The sequence below is a fragment of the Amycolatopsis sp. NPDC041971 genome (assembly GCF_055588925.1).
Window position 1 is genome coordinate 63,782 of record NZ_JBVJCE010000006.1, and the last position, 13,176, is coordinate 76,957.

Here is a 13,176-nt window from a genome sequence, read left to right on the forward strand (position 1 = left end):
CCGGGGTAGCGGCGCCAAGACGGTTCCCGGGGGCGATGTTTCGCGGCGGGGTTCCGGAGATCGTTTCCCCATGGATTGGTCAAGAGGGCGACGCGTCGACCCGGCGCTGATCGTCGTCGGCGGAGCGATGACCGTATTCGCCTTGGTGGCGCTCGGCTGGTGGATCTGGGATTTGCCGCTCGGCATCGATTCGGCGGTGTACCGGGCAGGCGGGTTCGCCGTGGTGGAAGGGGAAAGTCTCTATTCACCATTGCGGGCGCTACCCGAATGGGTGCCGGAGCTGCCGTTCACCTATCCGCCGTTCGCCGCGTTGCTGTTCACCTCGCTGACCGCGTTGCCCACGCAGCTGTGCTGGGGTCTGCTCGCACTGGCGGCCGCGCCGTCGCTCTACTTCGCGCTCCGGCCGTTCGCGTATCGGGCTCACCTGCCGTTTCTGCTGCTCGGCGCGTTCGCGCTCCAGCCGGTGTGGCAGACCGTCGGTCTCGGCCAGATCAACCTCGTTCTGATGGCCGCCGTGGTGACGGACATGGTCCTCCTGCGTGATTCGCGCTGGCGCGGGATCACGATCGGGATCGTCGCGGCCGTCAAACTGATCCCGCTGATCTTCATCGTCCACCTCCTGGTCGTGCGGCGTACCGCTGACGCGGCACGCGCGCTGGCGGCCTTTCTCGGCGCGACGGCGTTCGCGCTGGTCGTCCTGCCGGTCGATTCGATTCGCTTCTGGACCTCGGCGATCTTCAACGACCATTTCGCCGAGATGAAGGGCTGGGTGGGAAACCAGTCGTGGCAGGGATTCGTCGCGCGGACCGTCCCGGAAGGACGGACGGCCACGGCGGTGATCGTGGTGTCCGGCGTGGTGTTCGCGGCGGCGTCGATGTGGCTCGTGCACCGCTTCCATCGAGCGGGTGACGACCGAGCCGCACTGCTGGCCACGGCAGGATGCTCCCTGCTGATCAGCCCGATCTCGTGGACCCACCACTGGGTGTGGGTGGTGCCCGCGATCGGCTTCCTCGCCGCACGGGGACGTCGGGGGATGACGCTGGTGGTCGCCCTCCTGTTCACCGGGTGGACGGTCGCCGTGGTCCCGGGTGGCGGGGGAGTGGAGCGCGACTGGAACCTGGCGGAGACCTTGATCGGCAACGCCTACCTGATCGCCCTTCTCGTCACGGCACTCACCTGCCTACTTCGTCGTATAACGCTATATACGCCGAGGTTGCGTGCGTCATCCTTCTGCGTCCGGAGCGTTCTCTCGGCCTTCGCGCGTGTAGAAAAGAAGAAACGCGAAGATGCCCGCGATCCCGGCGACGACGCAGACGCTGTCGGCGACATCGGTGCCGAAGGCCGTCACGATCGGGCCGGAACCGACGACGACGCCGAGCGTTTGCCCGGCGACGACCACGAAGCCGCCGACGAGGAACGCGAAGAGGCAGACGCGGGTCGCGGCAAGCAGAATCCGATACACGGTGATCACGCTCCAGGGAGCCACAGCAGGCCGACGGCCATGAGGACGCCGAACAGCAGGGTGGGCAACAGGTAGTAGAGGACGACCGGCACGAAGATCCGGACCGGGTTGATCTCGGCGATGCCCGCCGCGACGTAAAGCGGTGCGGCTCCCGGCGGTGAGCATCCTTCCGAAGAGGCCCACACGAGGATCGCGGCGAAGGCGACGTGCGGAGGGATGCCCGCGGCGGTCAGCGCGGCGAACGCCACCGGGCCCACCGCGGCGACCGTGGACGTCGTGTTGAGCGGCCCGGCGACGACCACGATGACGACGCCGACCACGATGGCGGCCACCAGTGGGGAGACCCCGGTGAGCCCTTCCAGGTAGGGCTTGAGCTGGTCGTCGAGGCCGAGTGTCTTCAGCACGTTCGACGCGGCGAACGCCGAGATCATCGTGACACCGACCAGGCCGAGCTTGGGGCCGACCGCCCCGAAGAGATCCCACCATTGCGCCCGCCCCTTCGGCAGCAGTTTCCGCTCGACGAGCAGGCCGACCAGCAGCATGACGATCGGCAGCCAGATGAGCAGCGGGATCGCGTCCGGGGCGTCGATGCCGATGCGGGCCGAGACGAAGTCCGCGGTCGGCGGGGCGGTGAGCAGGATCGGGACGGCGATCGAGCCGAGGACCACCAGCGACGGCCAGCCTGCCTTGAACGACGCACCCAGCGGATGGATGTCCTGCGGTTCCATCGCTTGCACGCCACGGCGTTTCACGATGACGTAGGCCATGATCAGCCGCATCCCGACCATCCAGGCGCCGGTGACGAAGATCGTCGCGACGATGTCGCCCGCGCCGAGCACCGGCAGCACGGTCGGGGCGGCGAGGAGGATGAAGAACGCGCCGCTGAACGGAAATGTGGCCCCCACCCCGGCGTTTCCGGACAGGACCAGTGCGGCGGTCTCGCCGCTGGCCTTGGACCGTTTCATCCAGGGGATGGTGATCGACCCGACCGTGGCGACGATCGCGGCACCGTTGTGGGCGACCGCGCCGAACAGTCCGGAAGCGACAGTCGCCGCGTAGGCCGAGCCACCTCGGCGGCGGCCGAGGAACGAACTGAGGATGTCGACCATCCGCTGCACCAGTCCGGTCCTGGTGAGCAGTTCGCTGACGAAAACGAACGCCAGTGCGGCGAAGGTGATCTCGGACTTGAGGCCGTCGATCAGGCTTTCCCAGGCGACGGCGAAGAAGTCCGTGCCCGCGAAGGCGGCGGTGACCAGGAAACCGACGACCATCGCTTCGCCGATATTGCGTTTGAAGATCGCGTTCCACACGACGATGGCGGCGATGAACGCGACCAGCGCCAGGATCGCGTTCACGCGCGGATCCGGGATGTGTCATCGGTAACGAGGCCGGCGTCGCGGTAGGCGGTCATCGCCTCGGGGCTCGCGAGGAATCGGAGCAGGTCCGCGGCTTCGGACGGGGCCGTGCGGCCGAAAGCGGCCGAGAGTTCGCTGTAGTGCTGGGCCCCCTCCGGAAGCGGGCCGACGATGCGGGCCTGCGGGACGAACTTCAACTCGCTGAGCTGCTGGACCGCGAGATCGGCGCGACCATCGGTGACGGCGAGCGCGGTGAATCCCTTCTCCACGATGGTGGCACGCGCGTTCACCTCGTCCGCGATACCCAGGTCTTCGAGTAGCCGCGCGAAGTAGATGCCACTCGCGCCGCTGCGGGAGTACGCGACGGATCGTGCGGAGGTGAGGGCCGCGCGAAGGGCGTTCACCGTGCCGATGTCGGGATCGTCGAGTTCCGGCGCGGTGGCGATGCCGATCCCGCTTTTCGCCAGTACGACGCGGGATTCGGAGGTGACCGCGCCGAGCGCCTCGAGTTCGGAGAAGGCACCGGAGACGACGATGACGACGTCGGGTTTGGCGCCTTCCCTGATCTTCTCGACCAGGATGGTGGTGGGGTCGTACGTGACGTCGACGTCGACGCCGTGCTTCTTCGCGAACGCGTGCAGCAGCACGTCTTCGAGCGCTTTCTTGACGGACAGCGCGGTGAAGAGGCTGATCATGGGGTGTCCCTTCGGGCGGGTGGGGAGTGGAGGGCGTCGCGCTGACGGTCGGTCAGCGGCCGGGTCGGACGGCCTCGCAGGAGCAGGAAGATTTCCGCGGTGTGCTCGAGTTCTTCGAGCGTGTCCAAGGCGGTGTCGAGGCTTGTCCCGGCGACGACCGGGCCGTGGTTGGCGAGCAGCAGCGCCGGATGGTCGACGGCGGCGCGAGCGATCGGCTCGGCGACGCCGGGGTCGCCCGGCGGGTGGTAGGGCAGCAGGGGGAGGCGCCCGACCCGCATCGCGAAGTAGGCGGTCAGCGGCGGGATGGCGTCGTCCGGGTCGAGCCCGTCCAGGCACGAGACGGCGGCGGAACACGTCGAGTGGGTGTGTACGACCGCGGTGTCGGAAGGACGCTGCCGGAGCACGGTCGCGTGGAAGAAGGCTTCCTTCGACGGCGGCGGTCCGGCGAGGTGGTTTCCGTCGGCGTCGACGACCGACAGATCACCCGGTCGCACCGTGCCGAGGCAGGCCCCAGTGGGCGTGACGAGGATCTGCTCGCCGTAGCGCACGGAGATGTTGCCTGTGCGGCCGTGGGTGAGACCTCGGTCGTAGAGGGATCGCGCCGCGGCGATGACGCGTTCGCGGTGGAGCCGGTCGGTGCTCATGAGCCGGACGCCATCGCGAGGAGGTCCGGATCGCCGAAGTTGCCCGACTTGAGCAACAGTGCGGGCCGGTCGTCACCCACGGGGTGGATCCACGGCACCCCGGGTGCGGCTTCCATCCCGATCACGCCGCCGTGGACGTCGAGTGCGGTGACGATCGCGCCGGAGGTCTCTCCACCGGCTGCCACGAGCCGGCGCACACCGCGTTCGACGAGCCCGACGGCGATGAGCCCGGTCGCCTTCTCGAGGATTTCGGCCGATCTGGCCACGCCGAGTTCTTCTTGTGTGCGCTTCAGATCCACCGGGCTCGACGACGAGTAGACGAGCGGGCCAGGCTCGGTCAGGGCGTCGTACCAGGCGAGTGCTGCGGCCGCGAGGGCGTCCGGATCCGGTGTCGCCACCGGGTCGAGCCGGTGCGCGGGGCGGCCGAGGCTTCTCATGACAGCGATCTGCTCCAGCGTTCGTGCCGAGCAGCTTCCGGACAGGACGGCTGCCGGGCCGGTCGGTGCATGCGGCTCGGTGACCGGCGGGGCGGCGGAGGCCCGTGCGGCGGCGAGTCCGGCCGCGAGACCCGCCGCGCCCGCGACGAGGGGCGAGTTCATCGCGACCTGGCCCAGCAGTCGCAGGTCGTCTTCGGTGAGCGCGTCGACGAGCACGTAACCTCGCTCGCCCTCGACCGCTTCGCGTACGGCGGTTTCCCCGCGCCGGACGACGTCGTGCGTGATCAGGGCGACCGGGGTGTCGGTCTGTGCTCGCAGCAGCCGGGGCAGATGCGAGTCCGTCATCGGGGTCGCGGGATGGTCGCGCATGGGCGATTCCGCCAGCAGGGTGTCGCCGACGAAGAGATGGCCTTGGTACTGCGTGCGCCCGTGCGCCGGTGAACTCGGGGTCATCACGACACCGCCAGGCGGCGACGCCTGCGACAACGCGTCGAGGACCGGGCCGATGTTGCCGCGCGGCGTCGAATCGAAGGTGGAGCAGTACTTGAAGTAGATCTGCTCCGCCTGCCGGTTTCGCAGCCATCGCAACGCTTTCAAGGACGTCGAGACCGCTTCCTCGGCCAGGATCGCGCGGCTCTTGAGGGCGATCACGATCGCGTCGTGCGGTGGTGTCACCTCGTCTTCGGGTGGTACGCCGAAGAACAGCAGGGTGCGCAGCCCGCCTCGGCGGAAGGCGGCGGCGACGTCGGTCGCGCCGGTGAAGTCGTCGGCGATCGCGCCGATCGTGCCGGTCATTCCCCGATCACCGCCTTCAGTCTCGCCGCGGCGCTGCGGGGTCCGGACACGACCGGCACGCCGAGTGCGGCTGACAGCTCTTCCGCGGCGGGGGCGAGGGAGTATTGGGCGAGCAGGACGAGATCCCAGCCGTCGGCTCGCGCCCGGCAGGTTTCGACGAGCTTGTCCGGCGTGAAAACCCCGCCGACCTCGACGGCGATTCCCTTGTCGCGAGCCGCCTGCTCAAAACGTGCTGTCGAATCGCTCAGCGCCGAGACCAGCGAGGCGACCACGAGGATCCTGCGGTGGCCGCTGGAAAGTACGTCGTCGAAGGCGGCTTCGTCAGGCGCCAGGAGCGGGACCGGCGCGTCGACCTGCTTCGTGACCTCGCCGTAGAGCGAGCACGTGAGCAGTACGCCGTCGGCGCCGCCGGTGACCGCGTAGTCGATGAGGCGGCGCATCCGGTCGTCCAAAGCGGACGTGCGGCCGTCTTCTCCGACGTCGGCCAGCAGCCGGTCGTCGAGGATGTTCCACGGCTGGGCCTGCGGGAATCCGGTCGCCAGTGCGTTCACCGCGGGCGGGATCGCGGCCGGTGTGGCGCTGATCAACGCGATGCGTGGGCTCATCGGATTCGCTCCTCGATCCAGCTCAGGCCTGCTTCGGTGCCGGTGGCGGGCTTGTACTCGCAGCCGATCCAGCCGTCGTAGCCCTCGGCCTTGAGGGTGTCGAAGACTTCGGCCCAGGGAATGCCGCCGGTACCGGGTTCGCCCCGGCCGGGTGAGTCGGCGATCTGCAGGTGGGCGGCCCGGGGCAGGAATTCCCGCAGGGCCGTGACGACGTCCTTCTCGTCGATGGAGGCGTGGTAGACGTCGAAGAGCAGGGCCACGTGGGGTTCGTCGATCGCGTCCGCCACCGCTGCCGCGTGTGCCTGGCCGTCGAGGACGAAACCCGGCGCGTCCTGTTTGTTCTGTGCCTCCAGCAGGAGCCGGACGCCGCTGCCGCGAGCCTGGTCCGCCGCCCAGGCGATGTTCGCGACGTACTGGGCGAAGGCGCGGTCACGGGAGACGTCGGCGGGCCGGATCCCGGCGGGCAGGTGCAAAAAGGCGCTGCTCAGTGCCACGGCGTATTCGAGGCCGCGTTCCACTCCAGCGCGGAATTCGGCCGCACGGCCGGGCAGGCATGCGGAGCCGAGCCGTTCCGGAGAGCCGGGTTCGCCGGTGGGGGAGTTGATGAGGATCTGGCTCAGTCCCGCGTCGGCGAGGCGCCGGACGAGCGTGGCGGCGGGGAAGGGGTACGGCGAGGCGTACTCGACGGCGGTGAAACCGGCGGCCGCGGCCGCGTCGAAGCGCTGTTCGAAGGGGAGTTCCGTGAACAGCCACTTGAGATTGGCGTCGAGCCGGAGTCCACTGTGGAGGATCATCGGCGGTATCCGGGGTTGACGAGGTTGCCGGGAGTGTTTCCCCGTAGGACATCGATCACCTGCTGGGCGGCCATCAGGCTGGCCCGGGCCCGGGCCTGTTCCGTCGCCGCGCCGATATGCGCGGTGACCAGGACGTTGCCGAGCCCGCGCAGCCTGCTGTCGAGTGGCAAGGGCTCCTCCGTGAGCACGTCCAGGGCCGCGCCCGCCAGCGCGCCGTTCTCCAGCGCGTCGGCTAGGGCTTCCTCGTCCACCACTTCGCCGCGCGCGGTGTTGATCAGGAAAGCCCCGGGCTTGACCTTCCGCAGCGCGGACGCATCGATCAGGTGACGGGTGGAGTCATCGAGGAAGATGTGCAGACTGAGGAAGTCGGCTTCCGCCAGTACTTCGTCGAAGGTGCGGGCTTCGACGCCGGTCTCCGCCAGGAAATCCTGGTCCGGGTAGGGATCGTGGGCCACGATCCGCATTCCGAGCGCCAGCCCCAGCCGGGCCACGGTCTTGCCGATCGAACCCAGCCCGATCAGGCCGAGCACCGCGCCGTCGAGCTCGCGTCCGCTGCGCTGCTCCCAGCGACCCGCCTGGACGCTCGCGATGTTCTGCGGGATCAGGCGTGCGCAGTTGAGCATGAGTGCCAGGACATGCTCGGCGACCGATCGGCGGTTCGCGCCCGGGGTGTAGGTGACGGCCACGCCGTGGCGGGTCGCCGCGTCGAGGTCGATGTTGTCGTAGCCGACACCGCAGCGGCCGAACACCTTGAGCTTGGACGCGGCCTCGATGACGTCGGCGGGGAAGGCGTCGGTACCCGCGACGATCCCGTCGGCCTCGCGAACGAGGTCGGCCAGGGGAGTACCGGTGGCTTCGCGGTGCGCGGGAGTGGTGAAGACGGTGTCGAAACCCGCGTCTGAGAGCAGCTGGTCGACCTCGCCGCCGGGTTTCAGATACGAGGTCGTCACGAGTACGCGCATGGTCATCCGGTTCGTTTCTCCTGTTCGAGACGGTCTGATGAAAATACTATAGGATTTGTGTCAATACTATAGGGAGGTAAGGCCAAGCCGGTCCGGTGCGCGGGATATCGTGATGCGACTAAGGAGGGACCTATGACTTCCCCGCGGAGGTCCGGACGACAGCCGCTCGCCGACCGGATGTACGAGGTGCTGCTGGGGCAGTTCACCGACGGCCGATGGTCCGCGGGCGAACCGGTCAACATCGGCGCGCTGTCACGGGAACTCGACGTCAGCCAGACGCCGCTGCGGGAAGCGCTGGCGCGGCTGGAGCACACCGGGCTCGTCCGCCGCGAGGCGCTCAAGGGCTACCGGGTCGCCCCGCTGCTGACCGAGTTCGAACTGGTGAAGCTGATGGACGCGCGTCTGGTGCTCGAACCCGCGCTCACCTACGAGGCCGCCCGCCGTACGACGCCCGAGTTCCTGGAAGAGGTCTTGGAGAGCGTCAACGACCTCGCGCGGGCGGCGACCTCGCCGGACACCGCGGCCTTCAGTGCGTACTGGACCATCGACGAACGATTCCACCTGCTCATCGCCGCCCAGGCGGACAATCCATTCCTGGAGAAGGCGTACCGGTCACTCGGGGGACAGGTGCAGCGGTTCAGGTTCTTCGCGAAACTCGGGTCCGCCAGGGGAGCGCCCGGACTGGCGGCGGAGGAGCATCGCGCCGTCTACGACGCTCTGGTGGCGGGGGAGCCGGACGAGGCGGCCGCTCGGATGCGCCGGCACATCGAGAACGCCAAGCAGCGCGTCCTGGAGGACCGGAGGTCGGTCGAGGCGGCGGAACTCCCGGCCGGTCGCTGACCATTCTCCAAATGTATAACGCCCTATACCTAGGGCCGATTTCAAAAGAAACTCGTTATTTCGGGAAAAAACCAGCTAGGACGCGGACAGATCGAGCCATTCCCCGAGGGGAAGCGTCCGTGCGCGTCGTCCGGGTCGGAGACTTCGACGTAACCCGCGATTTGTCCGGCAGCTCCGCCTTGTAGTGGGGTGGCACCGAATACGTCAGAAACGGGCCGCGCGGCCGAGTGACTGCTGGTCAACCGTCCTCGGGCTACTTCTCGAAGATGGGGCCTAGGAGCCGACCCGGACAATTACGAGAGGTCGAAGGGGGCGGGGGAGTGGCCTTCCCAGATCTGGCGGGATGCCTGTCCGGGGTAGGGCAGGGTCTTCGACTCGGTGTCCAGGATGCGGGTGAGGTGCCCGCCGGGCCGGTGGGCGGGCCAGGCCGCGTCGCCGGTGGTGACGAAGCGGACCCATGCCTCCTGGAGTTCGCGGGAGAGCGTGATGGCCTCGGGAGTGGGCTCCTCGCCGATGAGCTGGGTGCCGACGGGGCTGTCCAGCGTGCCGAACGCCAGGGGTATGTCGAGGCTGTGGCAGGCGCCCAGGATGCCGCCGAGGGCCGGGGCGACCCAGGCCAGTTCGAACAGGTACGAGGTGCCGCCGGCTGCCGCGTTCGCCTCGGCCAGCTTCTGTGACGGCATGCGGAAGAGGGCGTCGGAGTACACCGTCTCCACCAGCTCCTCCGGGCCTGCCTGCGGGAACGCGGCACGGTAGGCCCGCGCGCCGTCCGGCTGCGGGGCGTGCAGTTCCAGGGCTGCGTGGGCGTCCTCCTCAGTGAAGGTGCCGTACCGTCCGCTCATGACGCTGAAGTACCGGAACTCGTCCCGGGTGTGGCCGACGAGCAGTTCGGTCCCGCTCTCGCGCGCGCCGGTCAGCGCGGGCCAGGGCGTTTCCGGGAGGACCTCGCCGTCGACGACGGGGCACAGCGCGGTGCCGGTCTCCGTGAGGCGTCCCCAGCTCTCCCGGTGCGCGTGGAGGCCGGCGTTGAACGAGGTGAGCTCGGCGGCCAGGTGCCATGGGTCGATGTCGCGCAGGGCCTCGGCGGTGGGGGCCGTCGCGCCGAGCCGGTCCGCGAACGCGGCGGTGACCTGCCGTGCCAGCGCGGGGGTGCTGTGCAGCCCCGGCACCGAATGGGCGATGGCCCGCCGGAACAAGCCGCGCGCGGACTTCATCGTCAGCAGGGCGGCGACCGAGCCCGCCCCGGCGGACACCCCGCCCACGGTGACCCGGCCGGGGTCGCCTCCGAAGGCGGCGATGTTGCGCTGCACCCACTCCAGCGCCGCGATCTGGTCGAGAAATCCGCGGTTGGGCGGCACATCGTCGAGGAACGCGAATCCCTCCGCGCCCACGCGGCAGTTGATGGTCACCACGACAACTCCCGCCTCGGCCAGCGCTGCCGGGTCATACATCGGGTCGCTCGACGCCGCCGAGAGGTAGCCGCCCACGGGGATCCACACCAGCACCGGCAGTCCCGCCGCGCCGGGATCCGGAGTGCCGACGTTGAGCGTCAGCCAGTCGGTGCCCTGCGGGGGCACGTCGATCGGCAGGGACAGCGGCACCACGGGGCCGAACTCGACCGCCTGCCTCGTCCCCTCCCAGCGGTGCGGCGGCGCGGGCGCGGCGAAGCGGAGCGCTCCGACCGGGGGCTGGGCATAGGGGATGCCGCGGAACACCGCGTGCCCCTGCCGCCGGCGCCCCTGCACCACACCTTCCGTGGTCCGTACCTTTGGCTGTTCGGACATGACGGTTCCTTCCCTCAAGTTGACCCCAGAATTATGGGTCAGGTGTATTATGTCAACTGTATTGGAACAGTTCTCCGGGCACGAGGGAGGGACCGGCGATGCCGAAACAGGTGGATCACCGCGGACGCCGCGAAGCGATCGCCCGCGCACTGTGGCGGGTGGTGGAGCAGCGCGGCGTTACACAGCTGACGATGCGCGTGGTGGCGCAGGAGGCGGGCATGTCACTCGGGCAGCTGCAGCACTACTTCGCCTCCCGGACCGCCATGCTCTCCTTCGCCATGGATTTCGCGTCCGAGCAGACCTCGGTGCGCATACACCAGGGGCTCGAAAAGCTCGGTGACCGTCCGCACCCCCGTGACGTGCTGCGACTGACGCTCGCGGAAATGCTCCCCCTGCATGCCGACGCCCGCGCGACCAGCTGGTTGAGCGCCGCCTACGTCCTGGAGGCGCTGCACGACGAGGCCGTGCACGAGCAGGCGCGCCGCGGCCTCGTCCAGGGGCGGGCCCTCGTCGAGCAGTTGGTCCGCCAGGCGATCGCCGACGGGCACATCGACTCCGGTCGCGACCCGGCGACCGAGACCAACCTGCTCCTCGCCCTCACCGGCTTCACCCCCCTGATCGAACTCGACGTGATCGAGCCCCAGGACGCGCTCGCCGCGATCGACGTGCATCTGGACCGGCTGTTCAGGAGTACGTGACCTGCCCTCGGACACGGGGCAGGTGGGGGCGAGATCAGCTCTAGTCCGGCGTCGCAGGTGGAGGTACCAAGCCGTTCGTTGACACAGCGAGCTGACGCCTTGAGCCGAGAGCGCCCCCGGACTCTGGTTACGCCTGGCGGCCCGTTTCTGGCGTCTTCGGTTGCCACCCCATGTAGCTCCAGCACGACCGGGCGGCGGCAGGCCACGCTATCGAACGGGCGCTCGATGTCTTGATCATCCCTCGGCGAGCAGGTCGAAGAAGAAGGTCCGGATGTCCTCGGCCAGGAGGTCCGGCACTTCCATCGCGGCGAAGTGCCCACCGCGCTCGAACTCCGACCAGTGCCTGATGTCGTACAGCCGCTCGGCCAACGGTCGCACCGACTGCGTGATGTCGTACGGCAGCACCGCAACGCCGAGCGGGACCGGGCACGGCTCGGTCCCGCGCACGGCCTCGTGGTGCAGTCGCGCGGAGGAGGCCGCGGTCGCGGTCAGCCAGTACAGCGAGATGTCGGTGAGCATCCGGTCGTCGCTGACCGGCGAGCGGGGATCCGTCCACTGTGCGAAGCGCTCGGCGATCCAGGCCAGCTGGCCGACTGGCGAGTCGGTCAGCGCGTAGCCGATGGTCTGCGGGGTTGCGGCCTGCAAAGCCTGGTACGGCGGGCGGTTCGCCATCAGTCGTCGGACCTTGTCGAGCCGGGCTTCGTCCTGTTCGGACAGTTCGACGCCGGCGTCCGGCCGGGTCGGCAGGTAATTGACGTGCACGCCGACGACCTTCTCGGGCGCCGCCGTGCCGAGTGCGGTCGAGATGCCCGAGCCGAAGTCGCCGCCCTGTGCGCCGTAGCGCTCGTATCCGAGCCTGTGCATCAGCTCGGCCCAGGCACGCGCGATCCGGGGGATGTCCCAGCCGCGTTCGTGGGTCGGGCCGGAGAATCCGTAGCCCGGGATGGACGGGATGACCAGGTGGAAGTCGCGTGACAGTGGCTCGATCACACCGAGGAACTCGAGGAACGAACCAGGCCAGCCGTGCGTGAGGACCAGCGCGAGCGCGTCCGGCTTCGCGGACCGGACGTGGACGAAGTGGATGTTCTGGCCTTCGATCTCGGTGGTGAAGTGTGGAAGCTCGTTGAGCTCGGCTTCGTGCGCGCGCCAGTCGTAGCCGGTACGCCAGTACTCGGTGAGTTCCTTCAGGCGCCCCAATGGGAAGCCGTAGTCCCAGCCGGCGTCCGTGACCTCGTTGGGCCAACGGGTGCGGGAGAGGCGGTCGCGGAGATCGTCGAGGTCGGCCTGGGGAATGTCGATGCGGAAGGGCTTGATCATGGTCGTGGCTCCTGAAGAGTCATGTGGCGCCTAAACGTTTAGGTGCACAACGTTTGGTCTCCAAACGATACCGCAATCGTTCGGAGTCCCAACGATTGGTTAGACTCGTCACATGGAGAACCCGGCCGAAGAGATGCCTGCCCGATGGCAGGGCCTGCCCAGCTGGCTGCTCACGCAGACCGCGAACCACGCGCGTCGCCTGGTGATCGACGGGTTCTCCGCTGTCGACGCCCGGGGCTACCACTACCGCGTGCTGGCGACGCTGGAAGAGTTCGGGCCTGCCAGTCAGGCGACGCTGGGCCGCCGCAGCGGAATCCACGTCAGCGAGATGGTCGCGACGATCAACGAGCTCGCCGAGCGTGAACTGGTCGAGCGTGCCCCGGACCCCGCCGACCGGCGGCGCAACGTCATCTCGCTGACCACCGCGGGCAAGCGGCAGCTGCGACGGCTGGAGAAGCAGCTGGCCGAGCGCCAGGACGAACTGCTGGAACCGCTGTCGTCCGGCGAGCGGGAGCGGTTCACCGAGTTGCTGTCGAAGCTGTTGGATCACCACGACCGGCGAACCGGCGAGGCTGCCCGGCTCTCTTGAGGTGTAGGGCAACGCGCCGTGTTCGTGGGCGGGTCACCCCTGGTCCTGTGGGTCGGGGGGGGGGGGGGGGGGGGGGGGGGGGGAGAAAAACCACCCCCCCCCCCCCCCCCCCACCCCCCCCCCCCCCCCCTCTTTCCTCTCTCTTTTTTTTTGTGTCCTCCCCCCCCTTTTCTCTTTTCCTCTTTTTTCCTCCTCTTCC

At 68.8% G+C, this 13,176-nt stretch carries 13 protein-coding genes; 4 read left to right on the forward strand and 9 right to left on the reverse strand.

Annotated features, from left to right (window positions below; all coding sequences use genetic code 11):
- Positions 1-70 precede the first annotated feature (70 nt).
- Positions 71-1,537 carry a glycosyltransferase 87 family protein gene (locus ACZ6DT_RS14870; protein WP_465594189.1) on the forward strand — a complete coding sequence of 489 codons (1,467 nt, stop codon included), beginning with the start codon at positions 71-73 and terminating at the stop codon, positions 1,535-1,537.
- Here ACZ6DT_RS14870 and ACZ6DT_RS14875 read toward each other — a convergent pair.
- The 7 genes from ACZ6DT_RS14875 to ACZ6DT_RS14905 are packed head-to-tail and all read right to left on the reverse strand — an operon-like array spanning position 1,468 to position 7,755.
- The gene (locus tag ACZ6DT_RS14875) at positions 1,468-2,817 is read right to left on the reverse strand and encodes a TRAP transporter large permease subunit (RefSeq protein WP_465594192.1); all 1,350 of its coding nucleotides are present in this window, start codon (positions 2,815-2,817) and stop codon (positions 1,468-1,470) included. The genes ACZ6DT_RS14870 and ACZ6DT_RS14875 overlap by 70 nt on opposite strands.
- A complete protein-coding gene (locus tag ACZ6DT_RS14880; RefSeq protein ID WP_465594195.1) occupies positions 2,814-3,512 on the reverse strand; it encodes a substrate-binding domain-containing protein in 699 nt (232 codons plus the stop codon). The genes ACZ6DT_RS14875 and ACZ6DT_RS14880 overlap by 4 nt, the downstream gene beginning before the upstream one ends.
- Positions 3,509-4,156 (reverse strand): 3-oxo-tetronate 4-phosphate decarboxylase, encoded by a 648-nt coding sequence (gene otnC / locus ACZ6DT_RS14885; RefSeq protein WP_465594198.1) that lies wholly within the window; start codon positions 4,154-4,156, stop codon positions 3,509-3,511. The genes ACZ6DT_RS14880 and otnC overlap by 4 nt, the downstream gene beginning before the upstream one ends.
- Positions 4,153-5,388, reverse strand: coding sequence for a 3-oxo-tetronate kinase (gene otnK / locus ACZ6DT_RS14890; protein ID WP_465594201.1), 1,236 nt, complete (start codon positions 5,386-5,388; stop codon positions 4,153-4,155). The genes otnC and otnK overlap by 4 nt, the downstream gene beginning before the upstream one ends.
- Positions 5,385-5,993 (reverse strand): hypothetical protein, encoded by a 609-nt coding sequence (locus ACZ6DT_RS14895; RefSeq protein ID WP_465594204.1) that lies wholly within the window; start codon positions 5,991-5,993, stop codon positions 5,385-5,387. The genes otnK and ACZ6DT_RS14895 overlap by 4 nt, the downstream gene beginning before the upstream one ends.
- Positions 5,990-6,787, reverse strand: coding sequence for a hydroxypyruvate isomerase family protein (locus tag ACZ6DT_RS14900; RefSeq protein WP_465594207.1), 798 nt, complete (start codon positions 6,785-6,787; stop codon positions 5,990-5,992). Before ACZ6DT_RS14900 ends, ACZ6DT_RS14895 begins: the two co-directional genes overlap by 4 nt.
- A complete protein-coding gene (locus tag ACZ6DT_RS14905) occupies positions 6,784-7,755 on the reverse strand; it encodes a phosphoglycerate dehydrogenase (protein WP_465594210.1) in 972 nt (323 codons plus the stop codon). Before ACZ6DT_RS14905 ends, ACZ6DT_RS14900 begins: the two co-directional genes overlap by 4 nt.
- Before the next feature lie 126 nt (positions 7,756-7,881).
- Between ACZ6DT_RS14905 and ACZ6DT_RS14910 the strand changes: the two genes are divergently transcribed.
- Positions 7,882-8,589, forward strand: coding sequence for a GntR family transcriptional regulator (locus tag ACZ6DT_RS14910; RefSeq protein ID WP_465594213.1), 708 nt, complete (start codon positions 7,882-7,884; stop codon positions 8,587-8,589).
- Positions 8,590-8,882: 293 nt separating this feature from the next.
- On the opposite strand, the gene ACZ6DT_RS14915 is transcribed toward ACZ6DT_RS14910, so the two are convergent.
- Positions 8,883-10,373: a carboxylesterase/lipase family protein gene (locus ACZ6DT_RS14915; RefSeq protein WP_465594216.1), complete on the reverse strand. Its 1,491-nt coding sequence runs from the start codon at positions 10,371-10,373 to the stop codon at positions 8,883-8,885.
- Positions 10,374-10,471: 98 nt separating this feature from the next.
- On the opposite strand from ACZ6DT_RS14915, the gene ACZ6DT_RS14920 reads away from it, so the two are divergent.
- Entirely contained in the window at positions 10,472-11,071 is a 600-nt protein-coding gene (locus ACZ6DT_RS14920; RefSeq protein ID WP_465594219.1) for a TetR/AcrR family transcriptional regulator, read from the forward strand.
- A 234-nt stretch (positions 11,072-11,305) separates the two neighbouring features.
- Here the strand turns inward: ACZ6DT_RS14920 and ACZ6DT_RS14925 are convergent, their stop codons facing one another.
- Positions 11,306-12,388 (reverse strand): epoxide hydrolase family protein, encoded by a 1,083-nt coding sequence (locus ACZ6DT_RS14925; protein WP_465594222.1) that lies wholly within the window; start codon positions 12,386-12,388, stop codon positions 11,306-11,308.
- 112 nt (positions 12,389-12,500) lie between these two features.
- Here ACZ6DT_RS14925 and ACZ6DT_RS14930 point away from each other — a divergent pair, with 112 nt between their 5' ends.
- Positions 12,501-12,977, forward strand: coding sequence for a MarR family winged helix-turn-helix transcriptional regulator (locus tag ACZ6DT_RS14930; protein WP_465594225.1), 477 nt, complete (start codon positions 12,501-12,503; stop codon positions 12,975-12,977).
- The last annotated feature ends 199 nt before the right edge of the window (positions 12,978-13,176 follow it).

What these genes read in the sequence shown, in the direction of transcription:
- ACZ6DT_RS14870 (WP_465594189.1), top strand. Translation starts at nt 71, where the DNA reads ATGGATTGGTCAAGAGGGCGACGCGTCGACCCGGCGCTGATCGTCGTC.
- ACZ6DT_RS14880 (WP_465594195.1), bottom strand. Translation starts at nt 3,512, where the DNA reads ATGATCAGCCTCTTCACCGCGCTGTCCGTCAAGAAAGCGCTCGAAGAC.
- otnC (WP_465594198.1), bottom strand. Translation starts at nt 4,156, where the DNA reads ATGAGCACCGACCGGCTCCACCGCGAACGCGTCATCGCCGCGGCGCGA.
- otnK (WP_465594201.1), bottom strand. Translation starts at nt 5,388, where the DNA reads ATGACCGGCACGATCGGCGCGATCGCCGACGACTTCACCGGCGCGACC.
- ACZ6DT_RS14895 (WP_465594204.1), bottom strand. Translation starts at nt 5,993, where the DNA reads ATGAGCCCACGCATCGCGTTGATCAGCGCCACACCGGCCGCGATCCCG.
- ACZ6DT_RS14900 (WP_465594207.1), bottom strand. Translation starts at nt 6,787, where the DNA reads ATGATCCTCCACAGTGGACTCCGGCTCGACGCCAATCTCAAGTGGCTG.
- ACZ6DT_RS14905 (WP_465594210.1), bottom strand. Translation starts at nt 7,755, where the DNA reads ATGACCATGCGCGTACTCGTGACGACCTCGTATCTGAAACCCGGCGGC.
- ACZ6DT_RS14910 (WP_465594213.1), top strand. Translation starts at nt 7,882, where the DNA reads ATGACTTCCCCGCGGAGGTCCGGACGACAGCCGCTCGCCGACCGGATG.
- ACZ6DT_RS14915 (WP_465594216.1), bottom strand. Translation starts at nt 10,373, where the DNA reads ATGTCCGAACAGCCAAAGGTACGGACCACGGAAGGTGTGGTGCAGGGG.
- ACZ6DT_RS14920 (WP_465594219.1), top strand. Translation starts at nt 10,472, where the DNA reads ATGCCGAAACAGGTGGATCACCGCGGACGCCGCGAAGCGATCGCCCGC.
- ACZ6DT_RS14925 (WP_465594222.1), bottom strand. Translation starts at nt 12,388, where the DNA reads ATGATCAAGCCCTTCCGCATCGACATTCCCCAGGCCGACCTCGACGAT.
- ACZ6DT_RS14930 (WP_465594225.1), top strand. Translation starts at nt 12,501, where the DNA reads ATGGAGAACCCGGCCGAAGAGATGCCTGCCCGATGGCAGGGCCTGCCC.